Annotated in this window: 16 protein-coding genes; all 16 read left to right on the forward strand. The window is 38.3% G+C overall.

Features of this window, described 5'->3' with window-relative positions; all coding sequences use genetic code 11:
* Window positions 1-209 precede the first annotated feature (209 nt).
* Window positions 210-644 (forward strand): hypothetical protein, encoded by a 435-nt coding sequence (locus QL995_RS15195; protein ID WP_007584504.1) that lies wholly within the window; start codon window positions 210-212, stop codon window positions 642-644.
* A 21-nt stretch (window positions 645-665) separates the two neighbouring features.
* Window positions 666-1,133: a type VI secretion system lipoprotein TssJ gene (gene tssJ / locus QL995_RS15200; RefSeq protein ID WP_007584502.1), complete on the forward strand. Its 468-nt coding sequence runs from the start codon at window positions 666-668 to the stop codon at window positions 1,131-1,133.
* The gene (tssK, locus tag QL995_RS15205) at window positions 1,133-2,473 is read left to right on the forward strand and encodes a type VI secretion system baseplate subunit TssK (protein WP_007584500.1); all 1,341 of its coding nucleotides are present in this window, start codon (window positions 1,133-1,135) and stop codon (window positions 2,471-2,473) included. Before tssJ ends, tssK begins: the two co-directional genes overlap by 1 nt.
* A gap of 15 nt (window positions 2,474-2,488) precedes the next feature.
* Window positions 2,489-3,211: a type IVB secretion system protein IcmH/DotU gene (gene icmH, locus QL995_RS15210; RefSeq protein WP_007584493.1), complete on the forward strand. Its 723-nt coding sequence runs from the start codon at window positions 2,489-2,491 to the stop codon at window positions 3,209-3,211.
* A gap of 8 nt (window positions 3,212-3,219) precedes the next feature.
* Window positions 3,220-6,891: a type VI secretion system membrane subunit TssM gene (gene tssM, locus QL995_RS15215; protein WP_290294510.1), complete on the forward strand. Its 3,672-nt coding sequence runs from the start codon at window positions 3,220-3,222 to the stop codon at window positions 6,889-6,891.
* A gap of 10 nt (window positions 6,892-6,901) precedes the next feature.
* Window positions 6,902-7,894: a type VI secretion system-associated protein TagF gene (gene tagF, locus QL995_RS15220; protein ID WP_007584486.1), complete on the forward strand. Its 993-nt coding sequence runs from the start codon at window positions 6,902-6,904 to the stop codon at window positions 7,892-7,894.
* Window positions 7,891-9,462, forward strand: coding sequence for a TssA family type VI secretion system protein (locus QL995_RS15225; protein ID WP_290294511.1), 1,572 nt, complete (start codon window positions 7,891-7,893; stop codon window positions 9,460-9,462). The genes tagF and QL995_RS15225 overlap by 4 nt, the downstream gene beginning before the upstream one ends.
* Window positions 9,463-9,538: 76 nt before the next feature.
* On the forward strand, window positions 9,539-10,060 hold the full coding sequence (gene tssB / locus QL995_RS15230; protein WP_007584482.1) for a type VI secretion system contractile sheath small subunit: 522 nt from the start codon (window positions 9,539-9,541) through the stop codon (window positions 10,058-10,060).
* A gap of 10 nt (window positions 10,061-10,070) precedes the next feature.
* Window positions 10,071-11,597: a type VI secretion system contractile sheath large subunit gene (tssC, locus tag QL995_RS15235; RefSeq protein ID WP_007584480.1), complete on the forward strand. Its 1,527-nt coding sequence runs from the start codon at window positions 10,071-10,073 to the stop codon at window positions 11,595-11,597.
* Between the two features lie 245 nt (window positions 11,598-11,842).
* Window positions 11,843-12,328, forward strand: coding sequence for an Hcp family type VI secretion system effector (locus tag QL995_RS15240; protein WP_007584479.1), 486 nt, complete (start codon window positions 11,843-11,845; stop codon window positions 12,326-12,328).
* A gap of 56 nt (window positions 12,329-12,384) precedes the next feature.
* Window positions 12,385-12,792 (forward strand): type VI secretion system baseplate subunit TssE, encoded by a 408-nt coding sequence (gene tssE / locus QL995_RS15245; protein ID WP_007584478.1) that lies wholly within the window; start codon window positions 12,385-12,387, stop codon window positions 12,790-12,792.
* Between the two features lie 21 nt (window positions 12,793-12,813).
* Complete coding sequence (gene tssF / locus QL995_RS15250; RefSeq protein WP_165721758.1) at window positions 12,814-14,532, forward strand: type VI secretion system baseplate subunit TssF; 1,719 nt, start codon at window positions 12,814-12,816, stop codon at window positions 14,530-14,532.
* Complete coding sequence (tssG, locus tag QL995_RS15255; protein WP_007584475.1) at window positions 14,529-15,512, forward strand: type VI secretion system baseplate subunit TssG; 984 nt, start codon at window positions 14,529-14,531, stop codon at window positions 15,510-15,512. Before tssF ends, tssG begins: the two co-directional genes overlap by 4 nt.
* A gap of 18 nt (window positions 15,513-15,530) precedes the next feature.
* Complete coding sequence (tssH, locus tag QL995_RS15260; protein WP_101163515.1) at window positions 15,531-18,266, forward strand: type VI secretion system ATPase TssH; 2,736 nt, start codon at window positions 15,531-15,533, stop codon at window positions 18,264-18,266.
* A 25-nt stretch (window positions 18,267-18,291) separates the two neighbouring features.
* Window positions 18,292-20,313: a type VI secretion system tip protein TssI/VgrG gene (gene tssI / locus QL995_RS15265; RefSeq protein ID WP_356947996.1), complete on the forward strand. Its 2,022-nt coding sequence runs from the start codon at window positions 18,292-18,294 to the stop codon at window positions 20,311-20,313.
* A 17-nt stretch (window positions 20,314-20,330) separates the two neighbouring features.
* The gene (locus QL995_RS15270) at window positions 20,331-20,747 is read left to right on the forward strand and encodes a hypothetical protein (RefSeq protein ID WP_282115232.1); all 417 of its coding nucleotides are present in this window, start codon (window positions 20,331-20,333) and stop codon (window positions 20,745-20,747) included.
* Window positions 20,748-20,751: the final 4 nt, after the last annotated feature.

Consider the following 20,751-nt stretch of genomic DNA (forward strand, 5'->3'; position numbering starts at 1 on the left):
ATTGTTTTGTTTTATTGCGTATTATTCATTTATAACTGTTTTTTAGAGTGTTTATTCTAATTCGTAAATCGCATTAATATTCTAATATTTTAAACCTTATATAGGTTGACAATAGCGGTTAGGTGTTTGTATTATGCGCCAAATAAATGGATTTATTACTAGCCTTAGACTAAGAGTTTTTTAGTTTAACTGATGACAAGGAGCATGTTGTGAATAAAAAAGAGTTTATAAATCAAATAAATAGCTTGTACTCCTTAGCTTGGTCACTTACTGCCAGCGTTTCTTCGCTACTAGACCAGGTAGGTATTCCTGCCCATCGCGTTTTTTCTGAAAATTCTATAGAACACTTTTTCTTTTTTTTAAATAATCCCCCTAAAAGCAATGGAAAAGTTACTTTAATTAACGGTGATGTATCTGTTTATATAAAAGAGCTTTCATTAATAAATACTAAGTTAATTACGTCTATAGATGATGTTGTTACGCAGTCTTTGTTAGTTGATTCTCAAGAGAAAAGCAGGACTAAGACTCTTTTAGGCTTTTTTAAAACTAATAAATGGTCTGATTGTGCGAATGTAAGATTCAATAAAGTTATTTGCCCAGTTTATGAAGCTACTCTTTGCAAAACTAATTTTAATTTTAAATAAAAATATTTATTGAGGTAAAAAATGCGCTTTATTTTAAATGCAATTATAGGTTTATCACTTTCTATAATATTAACTGGTTGTATGAGTACTAACGTAAGTTTAGATGTTAAGGCAACAGATAATTTAAATTTAAACCAATTTGATGAAGCGTTACCAGTGGTTTTAAAGGTATATCAACTGTCTGATATACAAACATTTAAAACAGCCACATTTGAAGAGTTATGGAAGTCAGATAAGTCAGTTTTAGCTAATAGTTTAATTACACTAGAAGAGCGAACAATTCACCCTTCTGAACAATCTAAAATTAAGTTTGAACAAGCTGAAAATGCAAAGTTTGTAGCTATTGTTGCTTTATTTAGAGATCGCAGTGGCGATAACTGGAAAGCGTATTATCCGCTTGCAGATGGCCCTGTTAAGTTGTCTACATCATTAGATGTTTTGGTTACCAATAATGAAGTTCAATTACCTGGCGTGGATAAGGCTGAGTAATGAATTTAAAAGCTCCCGCAAAGCCCGTTTGGGCTGAAGGTGTTTTGCTTGCCCAGCAACACTTTCAACTATTTGACGATTATCACGATCAAAATCAGGTTGTACGTCAAGCGCTAATATCACCATTGGCATTTGGTTTACAGCATTTTGCTATTGATGAATCAGCACTTGCTCGCGGTATATTAAAAGTGACCAGTTTTAAATTACTTTTAGAAAATGGTCGCTTGCTTGATTTTGACCGACAGCATCAAGATGATTTAAAGCTTGAGCTTGATAGTAACCATCAAGAGAGTGTTATTTATATTGCTATTGCTGCTAATAAAACAGTTAGCAATATTGAAGGTTATGCGGCCAGCGGGCAATTAAGCGCATATGAAGCGGATTATATTGATTTAGAAGATAATCATGATGCGTCGCGTAGTCGTGAGGTATTAGTTGCAAAGCCTAAATTTATATTACTGTCTGACTCAGATGTAAAAACTTATTTTGACACCATTGCATGTTTAAAAATAAGTCGCTCGGAAGATGGATCATTTGTTTTAAATAAACAGTTTGTGCCTCCTTTATTAAATATAAGTGCATCTGCTTATTTAACTGAGCTGTTAAATAGAACGGCTAATTTAGTTAATGCAAAAGTTAATGTGCTGCTTAGCAGACGTAAAAATTATGGCTCAGTTACTGACTTTGGGCCGAATGAAATGAATACATTTTTGTTACTTAATGCAATGGCTCCATCCGCCAAGCGTTTAGATCATCTTAAAAACTTGTCATTGGTCCATCCTGAACGTTTGTATTGTGAGCTTGTTGATTTAATTAGTTCAGTTTCAATGTTTGAGCACAGTGACTTAGTTAACCAAGTACCACCATACCAGCATAAAAATTTAAGCAATGTATTTGGTCAGCTTGATGGCCTATTAACTCGTTTACTTGAAGGGGTTGTACCTAAGAAAATGGTGGGCTTAAAACTTGAAAAAACCTCTAACGCTATTTATCAAGTTGCCACTATTGATTCTGCAACGTTTACTAACAACGACTTTTATTTAGCTGTGTATTTTGAATCTGAAGACACCAAATGGATTGAAACATTTAGTGATCAAGTAAAAGTTGGAGCAAGCGAAAAGCTCGATATCATGATTTCATCTGCTTTAGCGGGTGTGCAACTAACACATTGTCAGCGACCTCCAAATAAGCTGGCCATAAAAAGTGGTTATGAATACTTCAGGCTTGAGTCGCATGGTTTCATTTGGCAGCAAATTATTGAAGAGCAATCATTAAGCCTATTTGTACCATTTGGATTGCAAAGTGCACAAATTGAAATTGTTACCGTAGCACGTAATTAACGTTGAGTTGAAATTATGCAAGAAGCACAAAAAGAACAAGATTTAGTCGCGTGTATTTCGCCTGTAATTAACGCGCTAACACCATTAAAACTAAAGCAATCTACTAACTTAGAGCTTGAAGAGTTTAGAGAAAATTTACTAACTAGTTTTGATGACTATGAGCGTAATTGTTACTCGCAACAGGTAACAACAAGTTTAATGCAAGAAGTTAAGTTTGCTCTTACGGCTATGTGTGATGAATTTGTTATGAGTTCAGGTGCTCATTTTAGAATGGATTGGATGTCTCGACCGCTACAGCTTGAATTTTTTGGTAACAACCGAGCTGGTGAAGAATTTTTTGAACGTTTAGGTAAGTTGCGTACCGGCGGAGAGCAAAAGCTAGCTGCATTAGAGGTTTATTATATTTGTCTGCAGCTTGGCTTTGAAGGCATTTACAAAGTTAAAGGCATTGAGCAATTAAAAGCGTTAATTGTTGATGTTAGAGCTCAAATTGAAGATATAAAAGGAACACCGAGTTCTCAATTATCTGATAACGGTATACCTGCAGAAGGGTTTGCGATGAAGGTGGGGCGTAATATTCCTTACTGGGTGATTTTGGCTATTTGCTTGGGTTCTATTGCCTCATTATTTGCTGGATTTCATTATGTAATTAATAAGCAAGCAACGCAGAGTACTCAGGTAATAGACAACCAAATTGAAGTGCTGACTCAGCTCAATAAAACCAACGAAACACGATAGGTAACACAATGCAGGGAAGAGTTAATAAAAGCGGTTTAGTTCATTTTTTATTGGGCTTGGTATCATCGCGTGCAACGGGTCAACTTATTGGCTTTATAGCCGTTTTGAGTATTGTGTGGTTTGCCGGTCGCATGGTGGGTTTAGATACTACCGATAAAAAATTAATTGCGATGGGTGCTGTAACCGCTGTTTTTGTTTTATTTATTTTTATTCGTTGGTTATGGACTAAGCGCTCAGGCGATAAGTTAGCTTCTGAATTAGCAAGTCATAATGCCGGTTCGAGTGCTGAATTAAGCGAAATTAAAGAAAAGATGCAAGAAGCATTGGGATCTTTAAAAGCATCTCATTTAGGTGCGGGTTATCGTGGTAATACTGCTTTATACGCTTTGCCTTGGTATATGATTATTGGCCCTTCGGCTACAGGGAAAAGTACTTTATTTGCAAATTCGGGCTTACATTTTCCTTACTCTAATTCGAGTGAATTGCATATCCAAGGTTTTGGTGGAACGCGCAATTGTGACTGGTGGTTCTCAGATCAAGCTATTTTAATAGACACCGCTGGGCGTTACACAACTGAGCAGTCAGAAAATAAAGAATGGTTGTCATTTTTAGCGCTCCTTAAAAAATATAGACCAAAACTGCCTATAAATGGTGTAATGGTGGCCATTAGTGTTGCAGATGTTTTAACTTCCGACAGTGAAGAAATTCGTCAACATGTAAAATTAGTGCGTGAGCGTATAGAAGAGCTAATTACCCAGCTTGGCGTTATTTTTCCTGTATATATCACTTTTACCAAAACTGACTTAATCAGTGGTTTTGAACCTTTTTTTAGTGACTTATCTGAAAAAGAGCGTGAGCAAGTATTTGGTGCGTACTTACTAGATATTAGTGAAGATCAAAAAAATGATCCTGCAGAAATGTTTGAAGTTCGTATGCAGGAGCTATATGAGCGACTGTGCGAGCAACGTTTAAGCAAAGTTGCACGAGAGCGCAACGAGCATCGTAAACAGCTAATACTTGATTTTCCTAATCAATTTCAATCAGCTTCAACTAAGTTAACTGAGTTTGTTAACTTACTGTTTAAGTCTAATCCATATCAAGAAGTTCCTTGGTTTGCTGGTGTTTATTTTACATCGGGCACGCAAGAAGGCACGCCTATTGAGCGTATTACTAATGGTGTACGAGATCAATTTGGTGCGGTTGTTGTTGACCAAAAACAAGAAAGCATTACTCAAAGTTATTTTATCAACCGCGTATTTAATGATGTTATTTTTAAACTACAGGATTTAACGCGAGGAAATAGAAAAAAACGGTTAGTAGGACGCTGGTTAAAAGGTTTAACAGTCACTTCAGGTTTGGCATCTATTGCAGCAATCACAGCACTCCTTATTACGTCGTACACAAGTAATCAATTATTACTTAATCAAGGTGAGTCACGCGTAAAAGCAGTTGTTGAAGCTAACGTAAGTAAGGCAAAAGATGAGCAGAAGCTTGCTGCTACGCTAGCGCTGTTTGAGCACTATGGTCAGCTTAAAACTTACGAAGATTCATTACCGTGGTACTTTATATTTGGTATTTATGAAGGTGATGAAACCTTAAGTAGTGTTGCAAATGTGCTATTTAATCAGATGAATCAGCTTATTACTTACCCAGGTGAAGAGCATTTACTTGCGCAAATAAAACAGTACGAAACACAATGGTTTGACAATGAAGGTGAAGCGAAAGCAACGATTCGTCAGCAGTATTACGATGCACTAAAAATGCATTTAATGATGAGTACGAACCCTGAGCATATTTCAACGGAGTTTGCTAAAGAGCAATTACTTAATTTTATAGCTGAGCATTTTCATATAGACATAAATGCACAAGAGCAAGCACCCATTTATACACAACTAAGTAGCTTAGTTGATATGTACCTACAAAATATGGGTAACGATATAGAGCAGCCAGGTAAAATTGCATTTTGGCAGGCTAACGAAACATCGATAGCGCTAGCGAGAGACAATTTAAATACCCAGCCAGAGGCTTTCCCGTTATATCAACAAGTAATTACAAGCTTTGCTGAACGTAAAAAGCCATTGTTATTAAACGATTTTATGATTTCTAAAAATCGTGATGTATTTAAAAGTAAGTATAAAATCCCGTATGTTTATACAAACTTAGGTTGGCAGGAATATGTATTCCCAGAGATTAAACGTATTTCACGTTTGGTGTTCTCAGGTGACTGGGTTATGGGTTCTAGCGATGAAAATGGTCAAAATGTTGTTGACGAAGCACAAGCTGAAACTTTGGCAAAGGCTATACGAGCATATTACTTTAAAGACTACGGCAATACTTGGTTTGCTTTTATAGATAGCATAAAAGTGCCTGCATTTAGAGATCTAAACGATGCAAGTATTGATTTTGCACGCCTTTCATCGATGGATGGCCCCTTTAACGATTTAATGAAACTGATTAACGACAATATTACGCTCGCTGACGCGCCTTCAAAAAGCCAAGCTTCAATAGGTAAGACGGCTGCAGATGTTGCAAATAAATTAGCTTTAAACACGCCAACAATTACTCAAATGAGTACGGTTAGAGCGCCAGAGCTTGAAAGTCGGTTTGCTGATTTAAGACGCTTTGCACAGCCTAATGAAGATAAGAATTCTTCTGATTACTTAAGACAATACATCAGTTCATTAAGTAGCATCCATTCAGACATTAAAGCAATGGCAGCGAGTAATGAAGATGATGCTCAAGCAATGATATTTGCGCAGGACTTACTTTCAGGTAATAGCCAAAGTAATGCATTACAGTCTTCGTGGATTATTATTGAGAGCCAAACTCGAGCACTAGACCCTCAAACCAAAGAAACGCTAGATAAGCTATTTAAGGCCCCGCTTCATGGTGGTATAGCGACTATCATGGCAAAAGCACGTACTCAGCTTAACCAAGAATGGGAAAACCAGGTTTATACTATGTATAACAGCAGTTTAGCTGGTAAATATCCATTTAACTTAACTGGCCCTGATGCTGCGATAGCTGATGTTTCTGAATTTTTAAATTCTGAATCAGGAATTTTATGGAGCTTTATTAACACCCAGCTCAAACCATTTATGAAAGTACGCCGCGGTGTGTGGGAAGAAAAACAATGGAATGGTGTAGGTATTGGTTTTAGCGCGCAATTACTTGATGGTTTAACTAAAGCAAATAAAGTAACTCGTTCGTTGTTTTCTAGTGGTGCCGACAGTGCTGGTTTTACTTTTCAGATGATGCCTGTTCCACACCGAGGTATTCGTGAAACATACTTAGGCTTTAGTGAGCAAGGTTATCGCTACCGCAATGAGCCTGAAGAATGGCGTAATTTTTCGTGGCCTGGTCGAGGGGCTGCAGAAAAAGCGGTTCTGTATGGTTTAGATAATAAAGGGCGTCGTATTTCTATTGAGCAAGACGGACCTTGGGCACTACTAAAAGTGCTTAACTCAGCCAGTGTTAAGTGGATTAAAGGCACAGAATTTTTAGCAACATGGGAATTAAAAGATAAATCTGATGAGGTGTTAACAGTCCAGTTTTCTCTTAAATCAGGACGCAACAGCGGTATATTTTCAAAATACATGCTTACATCGTTTGCATTGCCAAGTTCTTTGTTTTCACAAAGCCCTAGCTTGGCTCAATCGCAGTCGCGAACAATGCAATAGGCCGCTAGCAATGTTTAATTTATTTACTAAAAAGAAAACACCGACACTGGTTAAGCAACACAGCTTTGGTTTTATGGGTAAAACACCAATAAGACCAGACTTTGTAAAGCTTAATATTTCATCTAGAGAATCGGTTGGATTTGATCATTGGTTGCAAGAGGGCTTTGCACATTTAAACCGTGGTAGAAAAACAACGGATACAAGCCACTTGAATGGAACTAAGTCGTTGTTTTTTATATCGGGTAATGCTGATGATGGTGGTTTACTTGGCGTTTTGCAGCCAAGTAAAGATAGCAGTGGTCGTTTTTACCCATTTAGCTCTTTTGTACATAGTGGGCTTGATACATATAAGCGACATCCTGCTTTTCTATTTTTATTTGCAAGCCAAGTAATAGAGCACCTTTTAGGTGTAAATGAAAATATTAAACAAGCTGCCAGTATTAATGAAATGGAGCAAAAAGCACAAGATTATAACCGTGTAGCTGATGCACTTAAACAGCAACCAAATTTAACTCTAGAGCTTGATAAACTTAGAACTATTCCGATGAGCGTTTTTTGGCAGCATTTAGGCTTGAACGATATTGCTAAAAGAGCAATTTTAATTGAAGAGCTATCAGCTGTGCTTAAATCTATCGCTAATAGAGGGTGTTTAAGAAGTCAGTTTGGTATTCGCCTACCAATGCCTAGTTTTAGTCATGAAAGTGCCTTAGTTGCCGGGTTTTGGTTGCACTTAGTTGCATCTATGGTGGCAGATCATAATTGGCAGCCTTGGTTTTTTTATCAGTTAGGTGATGAGAATCAAGCGCCTAGTTTAACTATTTTTTGTAGGCCTATTCCAGCGTCATACTTTAATAGTGTGTGGGAATACGATAAAAAAACAAACGATATTGTTGATCTATGTAATTTAAAAGTAGAAAAACAGCCGTCTTCACAAACACTTAATTTTGCTGATATGGATAACGTGAGTGTTTACGATGCACTTCGTCGTTGGTGTAAATCATGAGTAATAAAGCGCCGCATACACATACCACCTGGATTGAATGGCTTGAAGCATTAAGTGCTCCTTTGCCGGGGAACAAGTGTGGAGAAGATTTAAAATATGAAGAAACATTTAAAGCATTAAAAGCATCTTCATCAGGAGTGGGGGAAGTTGACTTTAAAGTGATGTTTATACAAGCATCAGATTTACTCAACACTCAAAGTAAAGATTTACGCATAGTAAGTTATTTAGCACTAGCTGCAACAAGTGAGTTTGGGGTTACAGGTTTAACGCATACATTATTGTTATTTAATCGTTTGTTGACTACTTATACGGATGAGGTACACCCACTAAAAGCCAGAATGCGCGCTGCAGTTAATACATGGTTTTTACAACAGCAAGAACGTTTAAAGGGTGTAGCCCAAGGGCATAATACAAACGCTGAACAATGGCCTGAACTTATAGCTGCCTTGACTCAATACAACGAGCAGTGTGTTGCGTTATTAGACAACGAATCTGGCCCTCTATCGACTTTGAATGAGTGGGCTAAAGAACAAGAAAAACGAAACCCAGTGCCTGTAGCTGAACCAGAGCAAGAAGAAAAAGCGATTAGCACAGAGCAAAAATTAGCTGAGAATTCAGCTGTGACGGCTCAAAAATCAGAAACTAATAATTCGGCACCAGCCGCAGTTGCTAGCCAGGTTAGTATTGGTAATGCTGATATTGCCTCAGATACAGCGTATTTAAGTGCGGTTAGGCAGCTACTTAACTTTGATAAAGAACAAAATAACATTGAACGAGTAATAAAGTTATCGCGAGCTGCACGTTGGACAAGATTGGCATTACCGGCTAACGAAAATGGAAAAACGCGTTTACCCGCTCCTAGAGCTGCAGCATTTGCTCCAATTGAAAATGCATTGGCAAGTGAGCAACCTGAACAAGCTTTAAATTTAGCCGAAGGGTTGTTTATGGAAGGGGCTATGCAATTTAATTTAAATCTCCAAGTGCTTAGTTTAAATGCATTAAAAAAATTAAATAAATTGCCGCTTGTTCATTGGCTTGAGCAACAATTAGTTAATTTAAATGAGCAGTTTCCTGCTTTAGTTTCCCTACAGTATGACGATGGAAGTCCGTTGTGTTCATCTGTAAATAAAGAGTTTTTAAAAGAGTTATCACATTCTGCAAAAACAGAGTCTGTTAGCTCTCAAAGTAGTGCGTTTGATGAGCAGTATAGCGAGTTAATACAAGACGTCGAAAAAGGGCAGTTATCGACGGCATTAATTAAAGTCGATCAAATAAATATTTTAAACGATTTTGATAAAGCTCAAGCGCAATTATTAAAGGCAAAATTATTAATAAAAGCTGAGCATTACGAACATGCTTTAGCATTATTAAACGTGTTACTAAAACAAATAAAAGCGCATGACTTAGCGCAATGGCAACAATGTTTTTGCATGGAAGTATGGCGATTTTCCAAGCAGTGTTATGCAAGTTTGTCACAAACGCCAGAAGATGAAATGAGTTTAGCTGCTAAACATATTAGTCAGCAAATGATGGTAACTAACCCTGCACAAGCATTAGCGTGGGTTTAGTTACAAGGGCTTGACTAATATGTCGAGGTTTAATTGGAATTGAGTCGGTAGATAACCAAACTGCAAAGGAAAAAACATGAGTGATACATTTCAAAAAGAGATCCCCAGAGCTCGGATCAATATTTCGTTAGAGCTTGATACAGATGGCGCTTCACAAAAGAGTGAATTGCCATTAAAGATGCTAGTAATTGGTGACTACTCAAATGGTCAAAATAGCCAAGAACTATCTGAGCGTGAGCGCGTAACAATTAATAAAAATAATATTGAGCAAGTGCTTAAAGATATGGCGCCTAAAGCGAACTTTCAGGTAGCGAACAAAATTAAAGGTGACGGCGAAATTAACGTAAACCTTGAGTTTGATTCTTTTAAATCGTTTGACCCAGAATCAGTTGCTTCTCAAGTGCCAGAGCTTAATAAAATGATGGCTATGCGTAATTTACTTCGCGACCTTAAATCTAATTTATTAGATAACTCATCACTTCGTAAAGAATTAGAGCGTGTTTTACAAAATCAGCCAGAGCTAGATGAGTTAAAAGCTAAACTGGATGAAATTGCGCCGCTAGCGTCTGAAGATGAAAAACAACCAATAACTGAATAAGGAGATTACCATGTCAATGCAAGAACAATTAAATGTTGCCGCGCATACCACGGAGCAAGCTCCTTTATCCACTTATGAAAATATATGTGGAATGGTTGATATTTCTCCAGTTGCAGATGAAATCAAACTTGATTCATTTAGAGATGCAAGCAACCTAGCTGAAACTCGTGCAAATGAGCGCTTAACAGCAGCTATAAATGTATTTTTAGATATGGCTAGCAGTAGTGGCCAAGAAGTAACTCGAATTGATAAATTACTTTTAGATGATTACATCGCAAAAGTAGACATTATTATTTCTCAGCAGTTAGATCAAATTTTACATCACCCAAATTTTCAAAAAATGGAATCAGCATGGCGCTCGTTACGTTACCTAATTAACCGTACGCCTAACAATGCCAACATTAAAATTGAAATGCTTGATGTAGATAAAGAAACTCTAAGAGATGATTTTGAAGAGGCGCCAGATACAACTCAATCTGCATTATATAAACATGTATATACTTCAGATTACGATACGCCAGGTGGTGAGCCAGTATCTACAATGGTTTCGAACTTTGAGTTTGATTGTTCTGCGCCCGATGTATCGTTACTGCAAGAGATATCTCGTGTATCAGCAGCTGCGCATTGTCCGTTTATGGGCAGTGTTGGTCCTAAGTTTTTTCTTAAAGACTCATTGGAAGAAGTATCTAAAATCCAAGATTTGGGTTCTTACATGGAGCGCGCTGAGTTTCTTCGTTGGAAAAACTTCCGTGAATCAGAAGACTCTCGCTACATTGGTTTAGCATTCCCGCGCTTTTTACTACGTCTGCCTTACGGTGAGACAAATCCACTTCGTAACTTTAATTACCAAGAAGATGTAAGTGCGCAGCATCATGAACGTTATTTGTGGGGTAATGCAACATTTGCATTTGCTGCAAATATCATCCGTAGTTTCCATGATAATGGTTGGGCTGTAAATATTCGTGGGCCGCAATCAGGTGGTAAAGTTGAAAATCTTCCGCTGCATTCATTTGAAGCTGGTAAAGGATCAGAAACTAAAATTCCAACTGAAGTACTTATTTCTGAAACTAAAGAACTTGAGTTTGCTAACCAAGGGTTTATTCCACTTAGTTACTATAAAAATTCAGATTTTGCATGTTTCTTCTCTGCTAATAGTGCGCAGAAGCCACAGGTATTAGAAACAAATGAAGCAACAGCTAATGCAAGAATTAACTCACGCTTACCATATATTTTCTTAGTATCGCGTATTGCGCATTACTTAAAAGTTTTACAGCGTGAAAATATTGGTTCAAGTAAACCTCGCCATGAATTAGAGCAGCAGCTTAATGATTGGCTTGGCGCATTAGTAACTAAAATGAACAACCCTGATGAATCTCTTATTGCTACGCATCCACTAAAAGATGCAAAAGTGACTGTAGCAGAAATTCCAGGTAACCCTGGTTACTACAGAGTAAGTACGTACATTGTTCCTCATTTCCAAGTTGAAGGGATTGATGTTCGTTTAGCGCTAGTAGGGCAAATGCCTGGCGAAAAATGAACTGCTACGCCGCCAATGAAACGGATTTAAGTACTATCAAATGCGTCAATTTGGTGAGTAGTTGGCAGGTGTACATAAAGGATTAAGACTTATAGTCTAAAAAATTGCCCCAAGTTGGTTGCATCCAACTTGGGACATATTCCCCAGTGGCATGAAGCAGAGGGCTTTTTGGGGGGCATAAATATTACTGTTTATGCCAATGCCAACTAACAGGAAACACTTCATTCTAAAAGGAGAATAATGAAATGGCAATTCCAGCGTACATGTGGTTAAAGGATGACCAAGGTAATGACATCAAAGGTTCTGTAACTGTTGCAGAGCGTGAAGGTTCAATTGAGATCCTACACTTTGATCATGAACTTCGTATTCCTACGGATAACGATACAGGTGAACTTACAGGTACTCGTAAGCATGAACCTTTTGTAATTACAAAAGCTGTTGATGCGGCTACGCCGTACTTGTACAAAGCGTGTTCAAACGGTCAAACACTTAAGCAATTAGAGCTTAAATGGTACCGTATTGATGACACAGGGACTGAGCGTGAATATTTCTGCCACAAGTTGGAAGATGTAAAGATCACTTCGATCTCACCAACAATGCATAACGTTAAAGACTTAGACAAGGAGCGTTACCCGCACCTTGAAACAGTTTGTCTACGTTACAAACGCATTACTTGGACTTACTTAGATGGCAACATCGAGTTCTCTGACTCTTGGACTGAAGGTCGTTAATTAGTCAGTAATTTTGAAGGATATGCGCAAGCATATCCTTTTATTGAGATCTAAATATGGCGTTATTCGATTTTTTAACTCAACCAGTTACACGCAATGGTCATCATGGTTTTCAAACTGATGAGCAAGTCAGTGTGTGCAAGCATTTAAATGAGCTTTTAAATGCAAGAAGAGGAGTGCTGAAGCACTTGTCTGACTATGGTTTGCCCGATGTAGAAGATATTTACGAGGGGTTACCATACTCACAACACACGTTAGCGTTTGAGGTTAAAAAATTGATAGAAAAGTACGAACCACGCGTACGATATGCAAATGTAACACCTGTTGAAATTAAAGAAGATAATTGTGTAATAAGGCTAGATATTCAAGCTTTTTTAACGAGCGGGCAAAGTATCAAGTTAAATACCCGTTTTGAATCTGGCGGTAAAGCAGACGTTATACAACATGCAAAAAACACTAACTAATGTTATTTAAAGGATTGATGAATGCAGCAATATTTTGATGCACAAATGCGCTTGTTAACCCAAGCTGGTAAGCAGTTTGCTCAGTTTTATCCTGAGCATGCAGGAATGCTTAACATTGATGCATTAAAAGATAGAGACCCTCATATTGAGCGCTTATTAGAAGGCGTAGCGTATTTAACTGCCCATACTCAAAAGCGTTTAGATGAGTCAGTACCTGAAGTTTCAGAGCAAGTACTGCGTCAACTGTGTCCAATACTCCTAAGTTATTATCCTTCTAGTACTGTGGTGCAATTTAAGCCTAAATTGGCTATGCAAAAAACACATTCTATTTCAAAAGGTTTACAGCTTAATCCGCCTAAAGCAAAGGCCGATAATAAAAAAATAATTTTTAGCACAACTCACGGTTTAGACGTTGTCCCATTAGATGTTGAGCATGTTCGATACCAAGAGTCGCACTTAGGTGCAGAGCTACGAATAGGGCTTAAGTTTGTATGCCAAGGTGAACGAAGTAATTTTGATTTATCTAAACTAAACTTTTATTTACGTGGCGATACACCATTATGCAGTGCTTTATTTCAATTATTAAAAACACCTAATAAACAAGCAGAACTTGATTTTGGTGCTAACCATTTTGAGTTCAACAAAAAGTTAAAAGCAAAAGGTTGCAGCGCTACTTATTTAGATATAGATGGCGCTTTACTGCCTAGTGCAGCTAAAAGCCATCCTGGATATGCACTATTACTTGATTATTTTAATGCAAAAGATAGGTTTTATTTTTTAACATTTGATGGTTTAAAAGACGAAGAGTTTCCTGAACATATTGACCGTTTTGAAATCGTATTTAGGGGTGATAATAAATTACCGCCGGGTCATCAGTTAAGTAAAGAGAACATTTTAATCAATTGCGTGCCAGCAGTTAATTTATTTAGCCAAGCTGCAGAGCCAATTAAAATAGAGCCAAACAGAACTGATTATATGATAAGTGCAGATCAGGCACGTTTTGACCACGTTTTTAGTTATACGGTAGATGCAGTTGCAGGTCGAAACTCTATAACCGGGCAATCGTATGATTACACTCCTCGTTATCAAAGCGTATTTGAAGACGAAAAAAAGCTATTTACTGTGCTCACAAAAGACGTAGGTGCAGCAGCCCCGACTCATTATTTACAACTTCCTTTTAATTTAGAAGATGAAAAAGAAACTCTATCAGTTGATTTAACTTCTTTTAATGCAGGTTGGCCTCGTCAGCTTTTGCAAGAGGGAGACTTGAACGAAGGCGGAAAAGATATGCCGAGCATCGTTGAGGTTAAAAATGTTATACGGCCAACTAATTATTTAGCATGTCCAAGTCAGCCAAAACACTGGCAGCTTATTAGCTTATTAAATGTAAAGTTTTCACAAATTACGCAAGTTACAGAACTAAAAAGATTACTAGTGTTATTTGATTGGTCTAATAAAGCTGAAAATCGATTACGAATTGAAAGCATTTTAAAAATAACAGCAACGCCGATCAGCCAAATTAAACGCGGAATATTTATCAAAGGTGTTGATGTACTTATTGATATTGATGAAAGTAAATTTGTTGGTGATGCTGATTTATATCATTTTTGTAATGTATTACATGAATTCTTTTTAATGTATGCCCCTATAAATGAAAGCGTACAAACGCGTGTTAATGCAATTCCTAGTTATAAATCGTGGAGTTGGGATATTGAACCGGGTAAGAGTTATCAGCTATGAGTTACGCTGATAAAAATCATGCGCACCCAGTTTGGTCTAAGTTACCCGCGCCAATAGAACTACTTATTGAGCAGCCTTGGCGGTTTAACTTATTTAAAGCGATGAGCTTAATAGAAAAACATTGGGCCGCACCTCAAGAGCTAGAGCAAGGGATTAGTAACAGAGTTGTTTTTAAACCTTTTAAAGAGCTTGGTTTTCCGGCTACTGATGTACGCGAATGTGTATTAGAGAATGATGGCAGAGGAAGATTAAGCTTATCGACCTCTTTTTTAGGTTTGTATGGTGTAGATGCACCCATGCCACACTATGTATTAGAGCAAGCAGCAAGTGATGAGCAAAGCGGTGACCGCGTTCGTCAGTTTTTAGATATATTTAATCATGTACTTTATTGCCAACTTTTTCAGGCCTGGAAAAAGTCGCAAATTAATATAGCAGGCAGAGGCGCGAGCCAATTTGATGGGTTAGTTGAATCTATTTTACTGGGAAAAACTGATCAAAAAATTCAGTGTGGTATTGCAAGTTTAAAGCAAACTAGCGCTGCTGGCTTAGCGCAGCTTCTTAAACATAGTTTAAATATAGACACGCTAAAAGTTGACGACACACGAGCAAATTGGCAAAAAATAGATACACCAAGTTCAATCGGCGAAGAAAACCAAATGGTTTTAGGCAGCTCTGCAGTACTTGGTACGAAGGTATTAGTTAGCGGAAGTATTTTAACAATAGATATAGGTCCAGTTAATAGTGATACAGCCATGAGTTTAACGCCAAGAAGCGAAGAAGGTATAAAAATGGCTGCACTTCTGACTGCGCATTTACCAAGTAATGTAGAGTGGGTTTGCCAAATAAAAGTAGCTAATGAGGCTGTTGCCGAACAAGCTTTAGGTCAGCAACCGCTAGTACTTGGACATAATTCATATTTAGGGGCCGCAGCTGCAAATACAACAACACATAGCTACAGCCATCAACAGTATAAACACTAAGGAATTAAGGATAAAAAAATGGATGCTAAAGGCATAAAACAACTCATAGATAAATTAAATGGCCACACCGCAACAGCACTTGAATCAGCAGCTGGGTTTGCGAGTAGTCGTAGTCATTTTGAAGTGCTTCCTGAGCATTTACTTATTAAGTTAATGGAAGAAGGAAGTAATGGTGACCTTGAGCACATTTTTCATTTCTTTAATATTAACCAAGACAAAGTATGGCATGAGCTATTAGACTTTTTAAATAGACAGCCTGCCGGTAATCAAAGTAAGCCTACATTTTCTCGTCGTTTATACGAATGGCTAGAGCGTGCATGGTTAAGTGCTAATGTTCAGCATAAAAGTGATTTTATAACAGGTGCTGCGCTTATTGATTCATTAACAGAGTTATTACCTTACAGCCCTGTACTTCAACTACCTGCTTTACTAGATAAAATAGATTCACGCTTTTTAGCTGAAAATTTAGATAAAATTTGTCAGCAATCTTCAGAGCGTTTAAACCCAGTAGCTAAATCAAAGTCTGCAAATCAAACAGATTCATCGCACGGTACAGCTGCGCTTGATGAGTACTGTGAAGATTTAACTGAAAAAGCAAAACAGGGTAAAATCGACCCGGTTCTCGGTCGTAATGACGAAATTCGTATGATGGTCGATGTGTTATGCCGACGAAGAAAAAATAACCCTATTTTAGTGGGTGACCCAGGTGTAGGTAAAACAGCAGTCGTTGAAGGTTTTGCCCAGCGTATAATTGATGGCCAAGTACCAAGTGACCTGCAAGGCGTACGCTTATTGGTGCTTGATATGGGGTTATTGCAAGCAGGTGCCGGCGTTAAAGGTGAGTTTGAGCGCCGCTTAAAAACAGTAATAGATGAAGTTAAAAATTCAACAACGCCAATAATTATGTTTATCGATGAAGCGCACACTTTAATTGGTGCCGGTGGCGATGCGGGCATGAGTGATGCGGCAAATTTATTAAAGCCAGCATTAGCACGCGGAGAATTAAGAACCGTTGCGGCAACAACATGGAGCGAGTATAAAAAGTATTTTGAACGTGATGCCGCTCTAGAGCGCCGTTTTCAGCTTATTAAAGTGGATGAGCCAACAGAGCAAGCGGCTCAATTAATGCTTGCAGGCTTAAAAGATAAATATCAAGAGCATCATAATATTCAAATTACGGATGACGCTATAGAAGCTGCTGTCGTTTTATCGTCGCGCTATATAACAGGCCGCCAATTACCAGACAAAGCTATTGATGTATTAGACACTGCAGCGGCAAGAGTACGTATGTCGTTTGCTACAGACCCCGCTGCCATTGAGTCTGAGCGCGAGCACATTAATTATTTAGAAACCAGAATCAATAGCCTCAATGTAGAGCTAGGGCAAGGTTTAGTTGTTGATAAAGATAAGCTTACCCATTTAGTTGAAGAGCTGGTTATTGCACAAAATAAATTGGCGCAACTTACTCACTCGCGTGAATCTCAAATTTCGACTTTGAGTCAAATTAACGAGATAAAGCAGGCAACTGATCAAGAGCTTGATAGCGAATCATTGCTGACACTTCGACAATCACTAAAAGAGCAAAATACACAAGACAACGGCTTATTTAGTGAAGTAGATGCAGATGCTGTTGCACAAATTATTTCACAGTGGACCGGTGTGCCTGTAGGGGCAATGGTAAAAGATCAGATTAGTAATTTAATTAATCTTGAAGCCACAATTAGCCAAGAAGTTATAGGGCAGCAGGCTGGATTAGCTAAAATAGCGCAAACACTAAGAGTGAGTAAAGCCGGCGTAAGCAACGATGAAGGCCCGCTAGGCGTATTTTTACTAGCTGGTCCATCGGGTGTAGGTAAAACAGAAACCGCTCGCTGCTTAGCTAAACAATTATTTGGTGGTGATAAATTTTTAACCACTATTAATATGAGCGAATATCAAGAGTCGCACACCGTATCGCAACTTAAAGGTTCACCACCAGGGTACGTTGGCTATGGTGAAGGTGGCGTACTAACCGAAGCGGTAAGACAGCGTCCATATTCAGTAATTTTACTTGATGAAGTTGAAAAAGCGCACAAAGATGTAATGAACATGTTTTACCAAGTGTTTGAGCGTGGCACGATGCGTGACGGTGAAGGACGTGAAATAGACTTTAAAAATACTGTAATTATCATGACATCTAATTTAGGCTCAGCAGAGTTAATCGATGCATGTACACCGCCGACAGTTATAGACCTAAGTCCTCAAGATGACGAGGAAGAACAGGTACAGCAAAGCGAGCAAGAAGCAGCTATTAACGAAGCGCTAAATCCAACGCAAGCACCTATTAATGAAGACGGAACGCCTTGGAAAGTACCATCAATCGGTGCACTTACTGATTTAATTAAGCCGCAATTACTTGCTTTTTTTGCGCCTGCTTTACTTGCCCGTATGCAAGTTATACCTTACTTAGCGCTTGATTCTGAAGCTCTACAGTCTATCGTCAGCTTGAAACTTGAAGCCATTGCCACACGTTTGCACGAAAACCACAAAATGCAGCTACGAGTAGATGCTAGTGTTTTAGAAAAACTGACTACTCAATGTACGCTTTCAGATAGTGGTGCACGTATGGTGAACGCGGTTATAGAGCAGCAAATACTTCCTGGTATCGCTAAATCAATTTTAGAGTTTATGGCAGAAGAAGACATGCCTGATATTTTAACGCTGGCCGTTGACGAACAAGACGAAATTACGGCGACATTTGCAGATAACGCTTAAATAAAAGGATGTAAAAATGGGATTCATGGACATATTTAACGAGCTCAAGGCCAATAAAAGTCACTTTAGTGTTGCTATACAGGGCATGCCTGACGGGATGGTCTATGTAACTGACTTTGAGTCTAGGGACGATCGTTTATGTGAAGACTATGAATTTAAAATCCAAGTATTGAGCCCTGAACATTTAACATCTGAAATGCTAATAGGCAAAGATGTATCGTTATCACTAGTGTGGTCAATGTTAGATCGTACTATTTCAGGGTTAATTAGTGGTTTTATAGCGCATGGTCAAAGTCATCAGGGGTATCACTATACTTTGATCATGAGTTCTCATTTAACATTACTTAAGCATCAGCATTCTAACCGTGTATTTACTGCTATGGATGCAGGTAAAATCATTTTGAGTGTGTTTGAAAAAGCAGGTTTCCCTGCGCAAAAGTTAAATGTACAAGCAAGCTCAACCATGCTCGATATGACCGTGCAATACAACGAAACTGATTACGAATTTGTAACACGCTTAATGCGTAAGCACGGTTTTGTGTACAGCTTTGTAGAGCAAACGGGTGGTGAATGTACATTGTATATTTGCAATGATTCTAATGGTATAGCGCAAGAGTTTGATGAAATAAACCTAAGCTATGTACCACCATCTGGGCAAGTAAGAACGAGTGAGTCAATTTTTGCTATAAGCAGGCAGGCCCAATTATTTCCGCAAAGTACACACTTAGATGATTACAACTACCAAGCTCCGGGTAATTTGCAAGTTTCAAAAAATAACAGTGCGTCAGTTATTGGTTTTGGTGAAGATAGTCATTACGGTGATAATTACGGGCAATCAAACGAAGGGCAAGACTTAGCAACTATCAGACAGCAAGCGTTTGATTGCCAACGTGAGCAAATAATAATAGACACAGACTGCAGGGCGCTTCGCCCTGGTATGCGTTTAAATATTTATGACCACCCAGAGCATGATGGTCAGTATTTAGTGACGCGTGTAGAGCACAAAGGTAGCCAAAGTGCTTCGGTTGAATACGGCTCTAATGTAAAGGGCTTAACGTATAAAAACCAAGCTTATTTAATTAGTGTTAACCAGCCTTATAAAGCTCCATTACGCCCAGCGAGACGTGTGTTTGCAACGTTTAATGCATTAATTGAGCAAGAAATTGACGACAAAGGTAACTACGTAGTAAAACTACCGTTTAATCAAGATGGAGAAGGCCAAGAAAGCCGTCCTACACGTTTAATGCAACCTTACGGCGGCAGCGGACACGGTATGCATTTTCCACTAACTCAAGGTACAGAAGTGCTCGTTTGTGGTGAAAATGGTGATTTAGACAGGCCTATAATTTTAGGCGCGCTTTATAATGAAAATGCACCAAACCCTGTTACAAGCGAAAACCCAACTGAAAACAAATTAGTAACTAAAGCTGGGCACAGCTTTGTAATGGATGACAAAAAAGGCGAAGAGAAGATAAGCCTTGCCAATAAAAACAATAAAAACCAATTAATACTTGATGCAACAAATGGTGCGCACCAGGCAATGTTAAAGTCTGTTGATGGTGATGTTAAAATTTCAGCGAAAGAAAACCTACAGTTTGTTGCCGAGAACGACGCAAATTTTACAGTCGCTAATAATTTTACAACCCGAGTAGAAAACAATCTGCAAATTCAAACCCGCGAGGGAGATATTACAGTTACCTCGGCTGCGGATTTAACTCTAAACTCAGCCTCAAATAGTCGTATTCAAGCGACTGACGGTAACTTAGAGCTCACAGCAACTGATGAGCTTAAAATGCAAGCACGACAAGATATTAGCGTTTACTCGGTAGACGGCAACCTTGAGCTACAAGCACCTCAAGGTGATTTAGAATTAAACAGTGGTAAAAATATTACTATAAAAGCAAATGGACAGGGTTCAATTCAGTTAAGTCAAGGTGGCGCAAGTATAGAAATTGATGCTGCGGGTAACCTTACAATTGAAGCCACTAATATAACGTTAAGTGCCACTAATATAGCAATTAAAGGCAGTGCAATTAGTAATAACTAAGTTAAAGGAGTAATTTAATGAACGCTAAAGTTAAAAGTATATTTAATCACGATCAGCAACTTGCACCTGTAAGTAAAGTCGATGAATTTGGCCGAGTTAAAGGTGTTACAGTAAATAACGACGAACAGAGTGTTGTAGCACAAGCGGCGCATATAACACCATGTCAAGTGGGCGACACAGTACTGCTTACCCATACCGCACAAGGCTTTATAGTAACAGGGCTACTTGCAAGTGAAGAGCAAGCGCCCGCTGCACTCATTAAAAATAGCCAAGGCCACATAACTATTGAAGCGCAGCAAAGTATTAGCCTCCAAACCGCTAAAGGGACTATAGAAGTATTTGCTGATGGCACCATAGTGCTCGAAGGGCGAGATATAACAGCCAATAGCGAGCAAGATCTTACCTTGGCTGGCTGGCCAATTAGGCTTAATTAATACT

Source organism: Pseudoalteromonas sp. APC 3358 (assembly GCF_030408075.1).
Classification (GTDB): domain Bacteria; phylum Pseudomonadota; class Gammaproteobacteria; order Enterobacterales; family Alteromonadaceae; genus Pseudoalteromonas; species Pseudoalteromonas arctica.